Raw genomic sequence first — 18028 nt, 5'->3', positions numbered from 1 at the left:
ATGACCGAGCTCACCGAGCTGACCGCCGCACGGCTCCTCGACGGGTACCGCACGGGTGAGTGGAGTCCCGTGGAGGCGACCCGGGCGGCGCTGGAGCGGGCCGAGGCGATCCAGCCGGAGGTGAACGCCTTCGTCCGGCTGACCGCCGAGGACGCGCTGGAGCGGGCCCGGGAGTCGCAGGAGCGTTGGCGGCGCGGTGAGCCGCGGGGGCTGCTCGACGGGGTGCCGGTCACCGTCAAGGACATCCTGCTGCTGCGCGGGGCGCCGACCCTGCGCGGGTCGAAGGCCGTGGACCCCGCGGGGCGGTGGGACGAGGACGCCCCCTCCGTGGCCCGGCTGCGCGAGCACGGGGCGGTCTTCCTCGGCAAGACGACGACCCCCGAGTACGGCTGGAAGGGCGTGACGGACTCGCCGCTCAGCGGTGTGACGCGCAACCCGCACGACCCGTCGCGTACCGCGGGCGGTTCGAGCGGCGGCAGCGCGGCGGCCGTGGCGCTCGGCGCGGGGCCGCTGTCGCTGGGTACGGACGGCGGCGGCAGTGTCCGCATCCCGGCGTCGTTCTGCGGGATCTTCGCGCTGAAGCCGACCTACGGGCGGGTGCCGCTCTACCCGGCGAGCGCGTTCGGCACGCTGGCGCACGTCGGGCCGATGACCCGGGACGCGGCGGACGCGGCGTTGCTGATGGACGTCATCGGCCACCCGGACTCGCGCGACTGGTCGGCGCTCGCGTCCCCGGCCGGTCCGTACACGGACGCTCTGGCGGGCGGGGTGCGCGGGCTGCGGGTGGCGTACTCGCCGTCGCTGGGCGGGCAGGTGGCGGTGCGGCCGGCCGTGGCCAGGGCGGTCCGGCGGGCGGTGGAGCGCCTGGCGGAACTCGGCGCGTACGTCACGGAGACCGACCCGGACCTCACCGACCCGGTGGAGGCCTTCCACACCCTGTGGTTCAGCGGAGCGGCCCGGGTGACGCAGCATCTGGGCCCGCACCAGCGCGCGTCGCTGGACCCGGGCCTGCGGGAGATCTGCGCGCGGGGCGCCCGTTACTCGGCGCTGGACTATCTGGCCGCGGTGGACGTCCGGATGGATCTGGGCCGCCGGATGGGCCGCTTCCACGACACCTACGACCTGCTCGTCACGCCGACCATGCCCCTCACCGCGTTCGAGGCGGGCGCCGAGGTGCCGAAGGGATCCGGTCACCGGCGCTGGACGGGCTGGACCCCGTTCACCTACCCGTTCAACATGACGCAGCAGCCCGCGGCCAGCGTGCCGGTCGGTGCCGACGGGGACGGGCTGCCGATCGGACTGCAACTCGTGGCCGGCCGGCACCGGGACGATCTGGTGCTGCGGGCGGCCCACGCGCTGTACGAGGCCGAGGTGGCGTCGGCCGGCCGGCTCACGCCCTCCGGAAGCTGAGCGTCTCCCCCGCCGCTCCCGACCGCCACAGGTCGTTGCACGCCTCGGCCATGGTCTCCAGGCCGTCGACGACCTGGCCCCAGACGATGCCGGGGACCCAGCCGACGTCGCCGTTCAGCAGCAGGTTGTTGCGTTCGTAGAACAGGGCCAGGTCGACGAGCGTGGTCCCGGCGCGGACCTCGCGGTCGTAGCCGTAGGCCTTGGTCCCCAACTCCGCCCCGGCGAAGGCGAAATAGCACAGATCACCCGGAATGGGGGTGACGGTCGGATTCTCCAGGGGTGGCTCGCTCGGGGCGAAGGGCGGGAACAGCGCGTAGATCTCGTTGCGCGCGTACTTCGCGTGATAGACGTCGCCGGCGAGTGGCAGCGCGTCCCAGACGGCCGCGCAGGTGAGGGGGGCGCGGTCGTCCAGCAGCCGGGCGGTGCACTGGATGTCGCGTGTGACCAGCGAGACTTCGATGAAGCGATCAGCCATCCCCCCATGGCAGTGCCCAGGACCGCCGCGGTCAAGGGCGCATCGGCGCGATATCGGTCCCAAAAAGATCGGCATAACCGGAAGGGCTTCGGGTAGCCGCGCGCCCATGGCCTCACCACCAGACAGAATTCCGCCCATAGTCAGGCGCGACCGCGCGTCAGGACCCACCCGCCGATCGCTGCTCGCGGGGGTCGCGGCGCTCGGCGCGCTGGGTGCGTCCGGATGCTCGCGCGTGGCCCCCGACTCCGGAACGGAGGGGGGTGAGCTCCTGGAACGGCTTCGCGCACAGGGCGTGGCGCGGCTCGGCATCGCCGGGGAGATCCCCTTCGGGTACATCGACAAGAACGGCGAACTGACCGGCGAGGCGCCGGAGCTGGCGAAGGTCATCTTCAAGCGGCTCGGAGTGGACCGGGTGCAGCCCGTCCCCACCGAGTTCGGTTCCCTCATCCCCGGCCTGAACTCACAGCAGTTCGACATCGTGGCCGCCGGGATGTACATCAACCCCGAGCGCTGCGAGCAGGTCATCTTCTCCGACCCCGACTACCAGATGCTCGACTCCTTCATCGTGCGCAAGGGCAACCCCCTGGGTCTGCGCGACTACAAGGACGTCGTCGAGAAGAAGGCGAAGTTCGCGACCGGCACCGGCTACGCCGAGATCGCCTACGCCGTCGAGGCGGGCTACCCGCAGGACGACATCCTCATCGTGCCGGACCAGGTGGCCGGTCTCAACGCGGTCGAGACCGGGCGCGCCGACGTGTTCGCCGGTACGGCGCTGACCACCCGGGAAGTGGTGAAGAAGTCCACCAAGGCCGAGGTGACCGAGCCGTTCAAGCCGATCGTCGACGGTGAACCGCATGTCGACGGCGGCGCCTTCGCGTTCCGGCCGAGCGAGGCCAACCTGCGGGACGCCTTCAACCGGGAGCTGCACAAGCTCAAGGACAGCGGCGAACTGCTCCGCATTCTCAAGCCCTTCGGCTTCACCGAGAACGAGATGACGGACATGACCGCGAAGGAGCTCTGCGGCGGATGACATCCGGACTCTGGGAACTCGTCCTCCAAGGCATCTGGACGACCGTCCAGCTGCTGGTCTTCAGCGCCCTGCTGGGCGCGGCCGTCGCGTTCGTCGCCGGCATCGCCCGCACCCACCAGTCGCGGGCGGTCAGGTTCCTCGCGGGCCTGTACACCACGGTGTTCCGCGGGACGTCCGCGCTCATCATGATCTTCTGGATCTACTTCGTGCTGCCGCTGAGCTTCGGCTGGCAGCTCGTTCCCATGTGGGCGGGCACGCTCGCGCTCGGGCTCACCTACGGGGCGTACGGCTCGGAGATCGTGCGCGGCGCCATCGCCGCCGTCGATCCGGCCCAGCGGGAGGGCGGCATCGCCCTCAGCTTCACCCCCTGGCAGCGGATGCGGCTGATCCTGCTGCCGCAGGCGGTGCCGGAGATGATCCCACCGCTCTCGAACCTGCTGGTGGAACTGCTGAAGGGCACCGCGCTGGTGTCCCTCATGGGCATGGGCGACCTGGCGTTCAGCGGCAACCTGGTGCGCCTGGCCCTCCAGGAGAGCGCGGAGATCTACACGTACATCCTGTTGATCTACTTCGTCATCGCCTTCCTGCTCACCCGGCTCATGCGGGGCCTGGAGAAGAAGCTGAAGGCAGGGGTGGGCAAGGAGCCCAAGGCCGACGCCGAATCCAGGCTGCAGCCCCAGGCCACCGGTGTGGGAGGTTTCTCGTGAAGTGGGACTGGAGCGCGGTGGCCGATTTCATGCCGCATTTCTGGGACGGTCTGCTGGTCACCCTGCAGATCCTGGTCATCGGCTCGGTGATCTCCTTCGTGCTGGGCCTGGTGTGGGCCCTGCTGATGCGGTCGCCCTCGCGCTGGGTCACCTGGCCCGTCGGCGTGGTCACCGAGTTCATCCGGAACACCCCGCTGCTGGTGCAGCTCTTCTTCCTGTTCTACGTGATGCCCGAGTGGGGCCTGACCTTCTCCGCCCTGACCACCGGTGTGGTCGGCATCGGCCTGCACTACTCGACCTACACCATGCAGGTGTACCGGGCCGGCATCGAGGCGGTACCGGTGGGCCAGTGGGAGGCAGCCACGGCGCTGAACCTGCCCCTGCGCCGGACCTGGTCCGCGGTGATCCTTCCGCAGGCGGTGCGCCGAGTCGTCCCGGCACTCGGCAACTACGTCATCGCCATGCTGAAGGACACCCCGATCCTGATGGCGATCACGGTGCTGGAGATGCTCGGCGAGGCGCAGCTCTTCGCCCGTGAGCACTTCCAGTTCACCGAACCCCTGACGGTGATCGGCGTGGCCTTCATCGTCATTTCCTACCTGGCCTCCCTTGCCCTGCGAGCCCTGGAGCGACGCCTTGCCCACTGACACTCTCCCCGAGCCCGAGAAGTACCCCGCCAGGAGCACCGGCGAGCTGATCCGGCTGGAACAGGTCACCAAGCGGTTCGGGGACAACACCGTCCTGGACCACCTGGACTTCTCGGTCGACGCCGGCAAGCACGTCACCCTGATCGGGCCGTCCGGATCCGGCAAGACCACGATCCTGCGGCTGCTGATGACCCTGCTCAAGCCCGACGAGGGCACGATCACGGTCGACGGGCAGCAGCTGTTCCCGGCCTCCGACAAGCAGGTCCGCGAGGTCCGCAAGAAGATCGGGATGGTGTTCCAGCAGTTCAACCTGTTCCCGAACATGACGGTGCTGCGGAACATCACCGAGGCGCCGGTCACGGTCCTCGGCATGTCCAAGGACGAGGCGGTGGAACGGGCCAAGGGCCTGCTGGACATGGTGGGCCTGTCCGACAAGCAGGACGCGCACCCGGCGCAGCTGTCCGGCGGCCAGCAGCAGCGGGTGGCGATCGCCCGGGCCCTGGCGATGCGCCCGAAGGTGCTGCTCCTGGACGAGGTGACCTCCGCGCTCGACCCCGAGCTGGTCGCGGGCGTCCTCGACGTCCTCAGGGACATCGCCCGCTCCACCGACATCACGATGCTCTGTGTGACCCACGAGATGAACTTCGCCCGGGACATCTCCGACCAGGTACTGATGTTCGACTCGGGCCGGATCATCGAGTCGGGCACACCGGAGAAGATCTTCAGCGAGCCCGAGCTGGACCGGACACGGGACTTCCTCAGCGCAGTGCTGTGACTACACCCCGTGAACAGGAGGAACGCCAGGCCCCTTGACGGGGACCGGACTGGGGCATGCGTACGGCATATGCCAGTGTGTCATCGCCCCAGTCCGGGCCCCGGGAATCCTGTCAACGCCCGCTCTGCGCAAGCCCTTTGCCGGTTAACCTGGACAAGGTTCACTGACCGGATTACGGCCCTACAGCAAGCGCAGGGGGAGACCACCGTGGCGCTGAAGCACGAGCCGACCACTCCGTACCACTCGGCCCAGGAAGCCCTCCGCGTCCTGGAGACGGTGGCGCACGGTTCCAGCGGTGTCACCGACACCGAGATCACCCGGCACACCGGCATCATCCCGGAGCGACTGACCACGCTCCTGCGGATGCTGCGCCGCGAGGGCTACGTCGAGCAGATCGCCGACGGCGCGTACGTCACCGGCGAGACCCTGGCCCGCCTCGCCTCCGCCCACCACCGCGAGCAGGCCCTGCGCGACAAGTTCCAGCGCACCCTCGACCGGCTCCGCGACTCGGTCGGCGCCGCCGTCTACATGAGCCGGTACGTCGACGGCGAGATCAGCGTCACCCAGTACGCCGACAGCCCGGCCGCGCCCAAGGTCAACGAGTGGGTCGACTTCCGCTCCTCGGCCCACGCCACCGCCATCGGCAAGAGCCTGCTCACCCAGCTCGACCACGCCGGCCGCCGCGACCACCTCGCCCGGCACAAGATGGCCCGCCTCACCTCGCGCACCATCACCAGCGACCGGCTCCGGCTCTCCCGCCTGGAGGCCCAGCCGCCCACCGTGCCCGTCCTGGACCTCCAGGAGTACGCGATCGGCACGGTCTGCGCGGCCGTCCCGATCACGGCCGGCTCCTCCGTCGGCTGTCTGGCCCTGTCCCTCCCGGTCGAGCACGCCCACCGGCTGCGCCGGGCCGCGGACGCCCTCAACCGCAACGCGGCTCCGGTGCTGCTCTCCATGGCGATCTAGGACGCCGCCGGGTGGTCCGGAGCACCCCTCGGCATTGGGTATTATTTTCTCCGTCGCCCGCCGCGGAACGCGGTTTCAGCAGCAGGCGAGAGTCATGCGCCGCTAGCTCAGTTGGTTAGAGCAGCTGACTCTTAATCAGCGGGTCCGGGGTTCGAGTCCCTGGCGGCGCACGGATGAGGGGCCTCTCGTGGGAGCGAGGGGCCCCTCAGCGTGTCCCGGGCCCCGCGCCTTCCGCGGTCGGCGACGCGGCCGGCGCGGGAGGAACCTGCCCGCGCCGGCCTCACCGGTGACTCAGGCGAACCTCGGAAGGTTCAGAAGGTCACGTCCGAGCAGGCGTAGAACGCGTTGGCCGTGTCGGCGATCGTCCACACCGCGACGATGACGTGCCGGCCGCTGAGCCCGGACGGCAGCCTGCCCGTGTGGGAGAGGGTCTGCGGTGGGCGCTGCCCGTTGTACGGCACCGTGAAGAACGGCGTGAGGTTCAGGTCGGACCGGGCGAGGTTGTGGTTCTGGTTCCAGCCCGGCTTGGTGATGTAGTACTTGAAGTCGGTCGTGGCGTGCATGGCCGTGAACTGCCACCGGAACGTGTAGCTCTGCCCGCCCGACACCCGGGTGGCCGGCCAGGCTCCGCCGGACGGTGTCCGCGGTGCGCTGAGCCGGCTGAAGTGGCCGACGCCGCCGTTGCAGATCTGCCCGTCGGCCGGTCCGGAGGCCGGGAAGCCCTTCGGACCCTCGACACTCTGCGGTTCCCACTGGATGGAACCGCAGTTGGTCACCGTGCCGTTCTGGCAGAGCTTCTGCCTGCTGATGGGGAGGTCGGTGTAGCCGTGGCCGCTGGCGCCGCCGGAGGAGAGTACGAGAGCTCCGGTCGTGGCCAGTCCCACCGCGACCGCGGACAACTTGGTCCTTGTGCGCATGCTGCCGCTCCTGGAGAACGTGGGGAGTTTCACTGAGGCGTGCAGGTAGGTCTAGACCAAGTCTGAGGGTAGGGACGGTGGTTGAACATGTCCATACCAATCACCGGGCTGTTTCCCCGCGGCCCGCGCAGAACGCCACCGTCAGGTCCTTCACCAGCGCCTTCCGCTCGTAGTCGTCGAGTTCGACCAGCCCGCGCATGGTCAGCCGGGTCACGGTGTCCTCCACCGAGTCCACGACCGAGGTGAGCACGCTCGCCCGGTGCTGGGCGTCGAGCGCGGCGATCCGCCGGCGGTGCATCGCGGCGGCGACCTCGGGGGCGTACTCGACGCGGACCGGCTGCACGGAGAACACCTCCAGGCCCACCGGGGCCGCGTCCGCCGCCACCAGCCGGGTCAGCGCCTCGGCCGCCGCGTCCCCGGCCCCCTTCGGCCCGCCGGGCATCGGCACCGGCACCCGGGCCAGCGCGGCCTCGACGCACTCGCGCAGATACGTCTCGTGATCGTCCACGGCCAGTGTGGCCCGGGCGGTGTCCCGCACCCGCCACACCACCAGGACGACCACCCGCAACGCGACCCCGGCCTCGTCGGCCGCCGGCACCGGCTCGCTGCGCCAGTGCCGCAGCCGCATGTCCACCCGGCGGCGCAGCAGCAGCGGATTGACCCACAGCAGGCCGGAGCGCCGGACGGTCCCCCGGTAGCGCCCGAAGAGGTCCAGTACCCAGGCGCGCCCGGTGCGGCCCCGGGCCAGCCCGCCGAGCCCGAACAGCCCGAGCGCCCCGGCCGCCGCGTACGCCGCCCACTGCGCGGGACCGAGCCCGGCCCCGGCGTACGCGGGCAGCCGCAACACCTCCAGCGCGAGCGGTGGCAGCACCCCGGCCCACCAGGAGGTGGCCACACACCCGGCCGCACCACAGGCACCGGCCAGTACGCCCGCCGCGCCGGGCAGCACCGTCGCGGGCCGCTCCACCAGGTCGGGGTCGACCTGCGGCACCGGCCGCCCCGGCGCGATCGCCGGGCGCCTCAGGCGCGGCTGCTCCCCCGTGCCCTGCCTGCGGCCGACGACCGCCTGTTTCAGCGGTACCGGCGCCGGGTCGGGGTCGTCGCGGAACAGCAGGTGGACGGGGATCTCGGTGGTGGACTCGTTCTGGATGAGCCGGGCGGGCCGTACCGTGCCGTCGGCCGGTCCGTCGGGTTCGGACGGGTGGGAAGTGGTCGTACTCATACGTGCCTCCAGCCTCCGCGCCAGATGCGTCACAACGGTGGATCCCGGGCGCTGGGCCCGCCGAAGGGGGGACCGGGATGAGGGCCCGGCGAGAGGACCGACCGGGGGATGTCGAGACCCGCCCGAAAGGGGCCGACCAGGTTGCCGAGGCCCACCCGAAAAGGGCCGACCGGGATGTCGAGGCCCACCCGAAAGGGGCCGACCAGGTTGCCGAGGCCCGCCCGAAAAGGGCCGACCGGGATGTCGAGGCCCACCCGAAGGGGGCCGAGAACGCGCTACGAGAACAGTCGCCGCCAGGTCTCCGGCCCGGGGTAGCCGTCCGCCGCGCCGCCCCGCCAGCCCTGGGTGCGCTGGAAGGCCTCGACGGCGCGCCGGTCCGCCTCGCCCCAGCGCGGCCCGGGCCCGACCGAGTAGAACCTGCCGAATCCCTTCCGGACGAGCTGTCTGCCCAGCTGGGTGATGTAGGTGTTGTCGGCGCCGGGACGGAACATCGCCCGCCCCGGGTAGCCGGGGACGCCATGGGAGGCGGGCGGCGGGCCGGCCGCCCCGCCCTTCACGTCCTTGCCCTTCCCCGTGGCCAGCAGTTCCCAGGTGCGCGGGCCGGGCAGCCCGTCGGCGTCCGCCCCCTTCCAGCCCTGCGCCAGCTGGAACGCCCGGGTCGCCCGCCGGTCGGCGTCGGTCCAGCGCGGCCCCGGACCCGAGGCGTAGGAGCCGCCGGCACCGCGCGCGACGAGCATGCGGCCGAGCTGTGTGACGTATGTGTTGTTCGCGCCGGGGCCGAAATACGCCGCTCCCGGGTACGGCGTGCCGGCCGGGGCGCCCGGCAGACCGCTGTCCGGTTCGGGCGCCGGTTCCTCCGGCGTGACGCCCTTGTAGCGGTAGGGCACGTACCGGTCGGAGTTGTTCCAGTAGGCGTACGGGATGGACTGCCGGCGGGTGTGCGGGCGGGTCTGCTCGTAGGCGATGTAGTGGGTGTGCGTGGAGTCCGCCCAGCCGCCGAAAATGGTGACGTGCGAGCCGTTCTCGGGGTCGGACGCATTGTGGAACAGCAGTATGTCGCCCGGCTGCAGTTCTTCCTTGGAGATCCTCTCCCCGTATTGGGTGAGACTTCCCGTCCATTCGTTTCCGGGCAGCTTCCAGGCCATCGAGACATAGCCGGAGCAGTCCTGCCGGTAACCGTCCGGCCAATAGGCGCTCATGCTGTACGGCACCTTCGCGGCGACCCAGGTCCTGGCCCGGTCGATGATCTCCGAGCGGGTGATCGCGGTCGGCTTGGGGGCGACCGAGGGCTTCCCCGGCCGACCATCGAGGCCGTGCAGCGGAGCCGTGTCACCCTGCGGGCTGTCAGGCTCGTCACCTGCCGGAATGCCCGGGCGGTGGGGGCCGTACGAGGCGGCCGCGGCAGGTACGGCATGGCCCGCCCCCAGGGCCGCGGAGGCCACGGCCGCCAGCGCGAGAGCCATGGGGGTCCCCCCGGCCCGAGCGCCGCCGAGAGCTTGGAGGCGCGCGGCCGGGTGGGCACCGGTCCGGCCGGACCGGGAATGCGGCAGGACGCGGCGCCAGTGGACACAGCCGGGGCAGTCGCAGTCGCTCGCGGGGTCGATTTCCTCGAATACCGGAGACTCCATGCGATTCCCCTCACACTTCCGGCGGAAAATGCGGCGCCCGGGCATCTCGGGGCGCGCAGCGTCAGTTTCGCAACTGTCTTCCGCACGCGCATGCTGACGGTCCGAATGATGTACGCGGACGCCTCGCGGGAGTCCGCCCGGGCCCGACCGGGGTGGTCGGGAGCACCTCGCGGCGTCCTGTAGAGTTACGACGTCAGCGCGCGCCGCTAGCTCAGTTGGTTAGAGCAGCTGACTCTTAATCAGCGGGTCCGGGGTTCGAGTCCCTGGCGGCGCACGGATGAGGGGCCTCTCGCGAAAGCGAGGGGCCTTCTCGCGCTCCCTGGAGGGCCCGCCCCTCCCTGCCTCCCCCTGGCCAAGACATCTCTCTGGCCGGAACCCGGCCCACCGCACGATGGGCCGGATACCCTCTCGCCATGGCAGCGCGAGACCTTCAGGAGCGGATCAAGAAGCTCATCATCGACCGCCGGCTGGCCTCCGGGGCCCCGCTGCCGACCGAGCGAGCTGATGGAGTTCCTCGGCGCGAGCCGGAACTCGGTGCGGGAGGCGCTGAAGGCGCTCCAGGCGATGGGCATCGTGGAGATCCGGCACGGCTTCGGCACGTACGTCGGCCCGATGTCCTCGGCCCCGATGATCGAGGGTCTGGCCTTCCGCACGGTCGCCGGGCACTACCGGGGCGAGGACTCCCTGCTCCAGCTGCTGGAGCTGACGGAGGCGGTGGAGACGGGGCTCGTGTCCCGGCTCGCCGGCCGGATGCCGGAAGCGGACCTCGTTGAACTGGACGCGCTCGCCGCCCGTATGGATGAGCAGGCCGCGCGGGGAGCCGGCCTCGCCGAGACCGACCGGGCCTTTCACGCCGCCCTCTACCGAGGGCTGGACAACGTCCTGCTGTGCGAGGTCCTGGAGGTGTTCCGGGACGCCTTCCACCGGGTGCGCACGGATCTCGGGGGCGAGCCGCAGGTCCCGAGGGTCACCTGTCGGCAGCACCGGGAGATCCTCGACGCGGTGCGGTCCGGCGACTCGATCCGGGCGGAGGAGGCCATAAGGGAGCACTTCGGCACCATCCGCGCCCGTCTGTCCACAGCGACTCCACAGAGCCCCCGCACCCGCCACAATGAACGCGTATGACCGGTAAGCACCGCGTTTCGCACCTTGCGATCATGAGGGACGCCATAGAACCCTGTGCTTCTGGTTTTACAAGATGCTGCGGGTTCGCGGCAGTTGGGGGGCTTTGGAACCGGTTGCGGGCTGGGCGGGGGTAGGGGCCTCGTTCATGAACCGATGCCTAGGGGGGCATCATGCAACCGGAAGGTCGCGTTGCCGTGTCTATAGGGTGTGGATGACGTGGTGACTGCGATCCACCACTGATACGTCTGTGAAGGTCGAGGGGGACCCGAGCAGACGGTAGGAAGCTACGAAACACGCGGTTGTCCGCGTGTGGGGGGATGACTCATGACGTCGAGGCCCACGGGTGCCCGGCAGGACCACGACCCGTCCCAGACCACCCAGCTCAGGGTGCCGTCACACCGGATGAGCACGACAGGGACGTTCCGGAGGATCAAGAAGACCCTGCCGAGGTACGACTACGAGCACTACAGCCGGCTCGCGGGTCCCCTCACCCAGCCGGATCCGAGCAAGCCGTACAAGGTGCAGTACCGCTCGCTCATCTCGCAGGAGCCGCACCGCATCCGGGTCGCCCTGATGCTGGCCGCGGCCCCGGTGCTGTCCCTGGTGCTGCTGTTCTGGCTGCTCCAGCCCGAGCACTGGACCGAGCGCGACTACCCGGCCTTCGACTGGCTGCCCGCGCTCGACATGGTGATGCTCGTCTCGATCGGCCTGATCGAGTTCTTCCGCTGCATGAACGTGCTGTCCAACGCGCACGCCACGCTGGTGGCCCGCGACCCGATCCCGGTGGTGCCCGAGACCGGCACCAGAGTGGCCTTCCTCACCTCCTTCGTGCCCGGCAAGGAACCGCTGGAGATGGTGACGAAGACCCTGGAGGCGGCGGTGAAGATCCGCCACCGGGGCCTGATGCACGTGTGGCTGCTCGACGAGGGCGACGACCCCGACGTGAAGGCGGTCTGCGAGCGCCTCGGCGTGCACCACTTCTCCCGCAAGGGCGTCGCGAAGTGGAACCAGGCCAAGGGCCCGCACCGCGCCAAGACCAAGCACGGCAACTACAACGCCTGGCTTGAGGCGCACGGCGACGACTACGACTTCTTCGCCTCGGTCGACACCGACCACGTGCCGCTGCCCAACTACCTGGAGCGGATGCTCGGCTTCTTCCGCGACCCGGACGTCGGCTTCGTCATCGGCCCGCAGGTCTACGGCAACTACGACAACCCCATCACCAAGGCCGCCGAGTCGCAGCAGTTCCTGTTCCACGCGCTGATCCAGCGCGCGGGCAACCGCTACGGCTCCCCGATGTTCGTCGGCACCTCCAACGCCGTGCGCATCAAGGCGCTGAAGCAGATCGGCGGTCTGTACGACTCGATCACCGAGGACATGGCGACCGGCTTCGAGATGCACCGCCACAAGAACCCGGCGACGGGCCGCAAGTGGCGCTCGGTGTACACGCCGGACGTGCTCGCCGTCGGTGAGGGCCCCAGCGCCTGGACGGACTTCTTCACCCAGCAGATGCGCTGGTCGCGAGGCACGTACGAGACGATCATCGGGCAGTACTGGAAGGGCTGGTACTCGCTGCCGCCGAGCAAGCTCTTCAACTACACGATGATGATCATCTTCTACCCGATGTCGGCCCTCAACTGGATCCTGGCGGCGCTGAGCTGCTGCCTGTTCCTGGGTCTGGGCGCCTCGGGTGTGAACATCGACCCGGCGGTCTGGCTGATGCTCTACGGCAACGCCTCCGCCCTGCAGATCGGCCTGTACGTCTGGAACCGCCGGCACAACGTCTCGCCGCACGAGCCGGAGGGCTCCGGTGGTGTGGCCGGCATGGTGATGTCCGCGCTGTCGGCGCCGCTGTACGCGAAGGCGCTCATCGACTCGGTGCTGCGACGCAAGAGCAAGTTCGTGGTCACGCCCAAGGGTGACTCGGCGAGCCCGGACCGCTGGTTCGGCACGTTCCGCTACCACTGGTACTTCGTCGCGATCTTCGGTGGGTCGATCGCGGCCGGCTTCGTCTTCGGCCACTCCCACCCCGCGATGATCATCTGGGCGACGTTCGCGCTGCTGATCACCGCCTCGCCGGTGTTCGCCTGGCGCTGGCAGCTGCGGCAGGACGCGAAGAAGCCTCCCGCTCATGCCGGGGGACAGCCGCAGGACCCCGCGGAGGCGCCGCCCCGCACGCAGTCGCTGCCCATCCCGCAGCAGCAAACGGGGCACACCCCGCAGCACAAGCCCACGTGGGCCGCGACCCCGGGCGCACCCGGGGAGGTCGGGGGATCCGACCAGACCATGCAGATCGCCCTTGGTGGACTTGGGGGACGTAAGGAATGAACGACCGTGCAGGCCGCCGCCGGGCTCGTCGACTCGCGATCGGCACGGCGGTGGTACTCGCGCTGGCCGGGATGAACGGGCCGTGGCTCTACCGCTTCAGCACCGAGAAATACCACCAGTACACGATCAACAAGCCGGAGTACAAGGCCGCCAACGGCAAGTGGGAGATCGTCGACTTCCCCGAGGAGTACCGGCAGAACACCATCCACGCGGCGCTGCTGCGCACCGGCAAGGTGCTGCTCGTCGCGGGCTCGGGCAACGACCAGGACAACTTCGACGCGAAGAAGTTCGACACCCGGATCTGGGACCCGGTCAAGGGCACCGTCAAGAAGGTCCCCACGCCCGCCGACCTGTTCTGCACCGGTCACACCCAGCTCGCCAACGGCAATCTGCTGATCGCGGGCGGCACCAAGCGGTACGAGAAGCTCAAGGGTGACGTCACCAAGGCCGGCGGCCTGATGATCGTCCACAACGAGAATCCGGACGCCCCGATCACCCTGCCCGCGGGCACCAGGTTCACCGGCAAGGAGAACGGCAAGACCTTCGTCTCCAAGGACCCGGTGCTGGTGCCGCGCGCCAAGAAGGTCTTCGACAAGGCGACCGGCAGGTTCCTGCGCAACGACCCCGGTCTCGGCCGGATCTACGTCGAGGCGCAGAAGCGCGGCAAGAAATTCGAGACCGGCACGCAGGACAACTACCGTGTGCACGGCCTGAAGGGTGCCGACGCCAAGAACACCTACGGCATCGCGCAGAAGCTCGCCCTGGACAAGAAGGACTTCCAGGGCATCCGGGACGCCTTCGAGTTCGACCCGGTCGCCGAGAAGTACATCAAGGTCGACCCGATGAAGGAGGCCCGCTGGTACCCGACGCTCACCACCCTGAGCGACGGGAAGATCCTCAGCGTCTCCGGCCTCGACGACATCGGCCAGCTGGTACCGGGCAAGAACGAGGTCTTCGACCCGAAGACCAAGAAGTGGACCTACACCGGCAAGGTCCGGCAGTTCCCGACCTACCCGGCGCTGTTCCTCATGCAGAACGGCAAGGTCTTCTACTCGGGTTCCAACGCGGGGTACGGGCCGGACGACGTGGGCCGTGAGCCGGGCGTGTGGGACGTGGACACCAACAAGTTCAAGAAGATCCCGGGCCTGAGCGACCCCACTCTGATGGAGACGTCGGGCACGGTGCTGCTGCCGCCGGCGCAGGACGAGAAGTACATGGTGGTCGGCGGCGGTGGCGTCGGCGAGTCCGAGCGGTCCAGCGAGAAGACGCGCATCGTCGACCTGAAGAAGGCGAACCCGCGCTTCGTGGACGGCCCGTCCCTCGACAAGGGCACGCGGTACCCGAACGCCTCGATCCTGCCCGACGACAGCGTGCTGATCTCCGGCGGCTCGGAGGACTACCGCGGCCGCGGCGCCTCGAACATCTTCGAGGCGCGGCTCTACGACACGGAGAAGAACGAGCTGAGGCGCGTCGCCGACCCGCTCGTGGGCCGCAACTACCACTCCGGGTCGGTCCTGCTGCCCGACGGACGCGTGATGTTCTTCGGCTCCGACTCGCTCTACGGGGACAAGGCCAACACCAAGCCGGGTGAGTTCGAGCAGCGCATCGAGATCTACACGCCGCCCTATCTGTACGGCCACGCCGACCGGCCCTCGCTCGCGGGCGGGCCGCAGACCATCGAGCGCGGCGGCACGGGGACGTTCACCTCGCCGGACGCGGCGAAGGTCAAGAAGGTCCGGCTGATCCGGCCGAGCGCCGCCACGCACGTCACGGACGTCGACCAGCGGTCGATCGCCCTGGACTTCAAGGCGTCCGGCGACAAGCTCACGGTCACCGTCCCGGAGAACCGGAACCTGGTCCAGGCGGGCTGGTACATGATGTTCGTCACGGACGCCGAGGGCACACCGAGCAAGGCCCAGTGGGTCAAGGTGCCCTGAGATCCGGCGAAAGGGGCGCCCTCCCGGCGCCCCTTTCGTCTGCCGTTCGTCTTGCCCGGCGGGGTACGTCAGCCGGTGGCCTTCGCCAGCTTCAGCGCGTAGTCCGCCCACCACTGGCCCGCCTTGGGCCCGCCCTTGCACTCACCGTCCGACTCACCCGGCCGCTTCACCCACAGGTACGCGTCGACGAGCGGGTCGGCCGTCTTCGTCGTCGGGGTCTCGCCGAGGGAGCGGCCCGGCGGGTTGCACCAGCGCTCGTCGGGGTTGCCGCCGGTGTAAGGGCCCTTGCCGTTGCGGCTGGTGTCGATGACGAAGTGCTTGCCCCCCACCTTGGCGGAGAGCTGTTTGCCGTAGGCGATGGAGTCCTCGGTGGAGTAGAAGTTGGAGACGTTGACCGCGAAGCCGTCGGCCTGTGCGATGCCCGCGCGGTTCAAGGGCTCGAAGATCTGGTCGGGCTGCTGCCAGCCGGCGTTGCCCGCGTCCAGGTAGACCTTCGTGTTCTTCAGGGACTTCAGCTTGGTGACGGCGCCCTTGAGGAGGTCGTAGCGCTCCTCGTGGAACTGCTGTGGGGTGCAGCCGTCCACCAGGTGCAGCAGGGCGTCCGGTTCCAGGATGACCGTGGCGGACCGGTCGCCGATGCCCGCCGCGACGCCGTCGAGCCACTCCCGGTAGGCGTTGCCGTCGGCGGCGCCGCCCTGTGAGTACTGGCCGCAGTCGCGGTGCGGGATGTTGTAGAGGACGAGCAGCGCCGTACGACCGGCCTTGTCGGCGGCCTCGGTGAAGCCCCGGGTCTGCTGCTGCGGATCGTCCGGGCCGACCCATTCGGCGACCGGCTGCTCGGCGATCTCGCGGATCTGCTCGGCTTCCTGTTTCTTGCCGGACTTCTCCAGGGCGGCGACCTCCTGGGCCGCGGTCCCTTCCGGATTGACCCAGAAAGGCGCCTCCTCCTTGGGCTGTTGAGTGATCTTCGCGTCGGCGCCTTCGTCCGATCCGTCTCCCCCGCCGGAGGAGGAACACCCTGTGATCAGCAGTGCCGCCCCCAGCACCACTGCGGACATCCGCCTCCCGGCGAACGCCCCGACCCCCCTGCTGCCGTACATCCAACTCCCCCTTGATGCACCGTTCCAAGTCTCAATCCTGACATACGCCCCGCAGCACTCACGAGGCAAACCCCACCTGCGTGCATGACGCAGCGCCACCGTATCGGGACGTGGCGTTAATCAACCTCTAGGCCGGGGCGGCCCTTTGGTTCTAAAGTCTTCTCAGCACGTGCCCGGCCTTCGGCCAGAGATTCACCCACCGTGGCTCCGGTGGCCTCCCGCGCAGCTCGCCGGGTTACTCCCGCGGCCCGTGCGCGCGCGGTCGAGGACCGGCCCGGTCGGCGGCTTCAGGGGGAGCGGGCCGTCGACCGGGTTGGGTGGCCGCGTTCACGTCGACCGTCACAGGCCGGTTCCCGTCAGGTACGCCGAGACGACCACGTTCGCCGTGTAGCTGCGGGTCGTACGGTCGAAGCTGCCGCCGCAGGTGACCAGCCGCAGCTCGGCCCGCCCCGACTCGCGCGGCCCGTAGGCCTGGTGGGCGTCGAAGCGGTCGCGGGTGAGGACCTGGACGGACTCGACGGTGAACTCGGCGACCTTGGCGTCCGCCCGGATCACCCGGATCGTCTGGCCCGGCCGCATGGCACTGACCTTGTAGAAGACGGCGGGCCGGGTGTCGGTGTCGACGTGACCGACCATGAGAGCGGTGCCCGGCGCCCCGGGCGCGACCCCGCCGGCGTACCAGCCGACCACGCCCGGCTGGTCGTACGGTGGCGGATCGGGCGCCCCGCGTTCGTCGAGGCCACGTCCCACCACGGGCGCCTGGACGCCGAGCCCGGGGATGTCGACCCGCTGCGGCAGGGCGTCGCCCAGCGGGCGGTGCTCGGGCGGCAGCCTGATGTCCGGGGGCCGTCCCGCCGCCGCCATGTCGCCGGTGGTGGGGGCGGATATGCCGTGCCGCGTCTCGGTGACCTCACGGCCCCACAGCCACAACCCGAGCAGCAGCACCACCCAGGCCAGGCCGGTCAGCATCCGTCCGGTGCCCGAGAAGCGTCCCTGAACCCGCACCTGGTCCCGATCCTCGTCCCGATGCCGCATGTCAGTCCGTTCCACGGCGCCGGCGGACACCGCGCCAGGCGACGACCACCGCGGCCACCCCCGCGAGCACCAGCCCGGTCACCCCCTGTGCCGTACCGGGACCGTTCCCGCGGTCCTCGGCGGCGATGAGAGCGGCGGCGCCGCCACCGCCCGCCTGCACGGGGGCCACGGGCGAGGCCGGTGCGCCGGGCCGGTGAGAGGAGAAGGACGACGACTCGTCGGCGCCGGGCACGGACGGCTCCCCGCCCTCGCGGAGCGCGGGCTCCTGTCCGGCGGATTCCGGCACGGACGGCTGTCCGCCCTCGCCGGGCGCGGGCTCCTGCCCCGCGGACCCGGGCACGGACGGCTGCCCGTCCTCGCCGGACACGGTGGACTGTTCCCCTTCGCCGGGCACAGGCGGCTGTTCGCCGACGCCCGGCACGGGGGCGGCCCCGGGCCGGTGCCGGGCATCGTCGTGGACGGTGAGCGTGCCGGTCCGTCGTGTGTCGCCGCAGTCGACCCGCACCGCGTACGAACCCGCGGCGAGCGTGGAGCGGACGCGGCTCTCGCCGGTGAGCTCGTGCGCGCCGGTGACGGTCAGCCGTGCGTCCGCGACGAACGCCGGCGAGGTGGCCACGGCCGTTCGCTGCGCGCAGCCTGTCACGCGGAGCGTGACGTCACTGCCGGGAGCGAGGGCCGCCGGGATCGCCGACACGCTCCCCGCGTCCGCCGCGGAGGCCGCCGGGG

15 protein-coding genes, 2 tRNA genes and 1 pseudogene are annotated in these 18028 nt (G+C 70.2%); 11 read left to right on the top strand and 7 right to left on the bottom strand.

From position 1 onward, the window contains the following. Nucleotides 1–1410 (top strand): amidase, encoded by a 1410-nt coding sequence (locus tag ABTX62_RS12680; protein WP_352116160.1) that lies wholly within the window; start codon nt 1–3, stop codon nt 1408–1410. Here ABTX62_RS12680 and ABTX62_RS12675 read toward each other — a convergent pair. Next, complete coding sequence (locus ABTX62_RS12675; protein WP_352116159.1) at nt 1391–1885, bottom strand: DUF3830 family protein; 495 nt, start codon at nt 1883–1885, stop codon at nt 1391–1393. The genes ABTX62_RS12680 and ABTX62_RS12675 overlap by 20 nt on opposite strands. A gap of 106 nt (nt 1886–1991) precedes the next feature. On the opposite strand from ABTX62_RS12675, the gene ehuB reads away from it, so the two are divergent. The 6 genes from ehuB to ABTX62_RS12645 all read left to right on the top strand — a co-directional run bounded on the left by ehuB (nt 1992) and on the right by ABTX62_RS12645 (nt 6180). Beyond that, a complete protein-coding gene (ehuB, locus tag ABTX62_RS12670) occupies nt 1992–2915 on the top strand; it encodes an ectoine/hydroxyectoine ABC transporter substrate-binding protein EhuB (protein ID WP_352116158.1) in 924 nt (307 codons plus the stop codon). Then, nucleotides 2912–3622, top strand: a complete 711-nt coding sequence (gene ehuC / locus ABTX62_RS12665; RefSeq protein ID WP_352116157.1) for an ectoine/hydroxyectoine ABC transporter permease subunit EhuC — start codon at nt 2912–2914, stop codon at nt 3620–3622. The genes ehuB and ehuC overlap by 4 nt, the downstream gene beginning before the upstream one ends. Then, nucleotides 3619–4269: an ectoine/hydroxyectoine ABC transporter permease subunit EhuD gene (ehuD, locus tag ABTX62_RS12660; protein WP_352116156.1), complete on the top strand. Its 651-nt coding sequence runs from the start codon at nt 3619–3621 to the stop codon at nt 4267–4269. Before ehuC ends, ehuD begins: the two co-directional genes overlap by 4 nt. After that, the gene (gene ehuA / locus ABTX62_RS12655; protein ID WP_352116155.1) at nt 4259–5044 is read left to right on the top strand and encodes an ectoine/hydroxyectoine ABC transporter ATP-binding protein EhuA; all 786 of its coding nucleotides are present in this window, start codon (nt 4259–4261) and stop codon (nt 5042–5044) included. The genes ehuD and ehuA overlap by 11 nt, the downstream gene beginning before the upstream one ends. Before the next feature lie 207 nt (nt 5045–5251). Then, nucleotides 5252–6010, top strand: a complete 759-nt coding sequence (locus ABTX62_RS12650) for an IclR family transcriptional regulator (RefSeq protein WP_352116154.1) — start codon at nt 5252–5254, stop codon at nt 6008–6010. 96 nt (nt 6011–6106) lie between these two features. Continuing rightward, a tRNA-Lys gene (locus ABTX62_RS12645) sits at nt 6107–6180 on the top strand. 141 nt (nt 6181–6321) lie between these two features. On the opposite strand, the gene ABTX62_RS12640 is transcribed toward ABTX62_RS12645, so the two are convergent. The 3 genes from ABTX62_RS12640 to ABTX62_RS12630 all read right to left on the bottom strand — a co-directional run bounded on the left by ABTX62_RS12640 (nt 6322) and on the right by ABTX62_RS12630 (nt 9777). Then, a complete protein-coding gene (locus ABTX62_RS12640) occupies nt 6322–6927 on the bottom strand; it encodes a lytic polysaccharide monooxygenase auxiliary activity family 9 protein (RefSeq protein ID WP_352116153.1) in 606 nt (201 codons plus the stop codon). 100 nt (nt 6928–7027) lie between these two features. Further along, nucleotides 7028–8149 carry an SPFH domain-containing protein gene (locus ABTX62_RS12635; RefSeq protein ID WP_352116152.1) on the bottom strand — a complete coding sequence of 374 codons (1122 nt, stop codon included), beginning with the start codon at nt 8147–8149 and terminating at the stop codon, nt 7028–7030. A 275-nt stretch (nt 8150–8424) separates the two neighbouring features. Continuing rightward, nucleotides 8425–9777: a peptidoglycan-binding protein gene (locus tag ABTX62_RS12630; RefSeq protein ID WP_352116151.1), complete on the bottom strand. Its 1353-nt coding sequence runs from the start codon at nt 9775–9777 to the stop codon at nt 8425–8427. Nucleotides 9778–9977: 200 nt separating this feature from the next. Here ABTX62_RS12630 and ABTX62_RS12625 point away from each other — a divergent pair. The 4 genes and pseudogenes from ABTX62_RS12625 (at nt 9978) to glxA (ending at nt 15167) form a co-directional block, all read left to right on the top strand. Continuing rightward, nucleotides 9978–10051, top strand: a tRNA-Lys gene (locus ABTX62_RS12625). A 139-nt stretch (nt 10052–10190) separates the two neighbouring features. Next, nucleotides 10191–10902, top strand: a pseudogene (locus ABTX62_RS12620) (FadR/GntR family transcriptional regulator). Nucleotides 10903–11226: 324 nt separating this feature from the next. Continuing rightward, nucleotides 11227–13230, top strand: a complete 2004-nt coding sequence (locus tag ABTX62_RS12615; protein ID WP_352116150.1) for a glycosyltransferase family 2 protein — start codon at nt 11227–11229, stop codon at nt 13228–13230. After that, nucleotides 13227–15167: a radical copper oxidase GlxA gene (gene glxA, locus ABTX62_RS12610; protein WP_352116149.1), complete on the top strand. Its 1941-nt coding sequence runs from the start codon at nt 13227–13229 to the stop codon at nt 15165–15167. Before ABTX62_RS12615 ends, glxA begins: the two co-directional genes overlap by 4 nt. A 68-nt stretch (nt 15168–15235) precedes the next feature. Here the strand turns inward: glxA and ABTX62_RS12605 are convergent, their stop codons facing one another. The 3 genes from ABTX62_RS12605 to ABTX62_RS12595 all read right to left on the bottom strand — a co-directional run bounded on the left by ABTX62_RS12605 (nt 15236) and on the right by ABTX62_RS12595 (nt 17918). Beyond that, nucleotides 15236–16267, bottom strand: coding sequence for a glycoside hydrolase family 6 protein (locus tag ABTX62_RS12605; protein ID WP_352116148.1), 1032 nt, complete (start codon nt 16265–16267; stop codon nt 15236–15238). Between the two features lie 339 nt (nt 16268–16606). Then, complete coding sequence (locus tag ABTX62_RS12600) at nt 16607–17302, bottom strand: class F sortase (RefSeq protein WP_352116147.1); 696 nt, start codon at nt 17300–17302, stop codon at nt 16607–16609. A gap of 1 nt (nt 17303) precedes the next feature. After that, nucleotides 17304–17918: a hypothetical protein gene (locus ABTX62_RS12595; RefSeq protein ID WP_352116146.1), complete on the bottom strand. Its 615-nt coding sequence runs from the start codon at nt 17916–17918 to the stop codon at nt 17304–17306. Nucleotides 17919–18028 lie beyond the last annotated feature (110 nt).

The sequence above is a fragment of the Streptomyces sp. NPDC096046 genome, assembly GCF_040303285.1.
Classification (GTDB): Bacteria; Actinomycetota; Actinomycetes; order Streptomycetales; family Streptomycetaceae; genus Streptomyces.
This window is presented reverse-complemented; position numbering and strand designations above follow the sequence as displayed.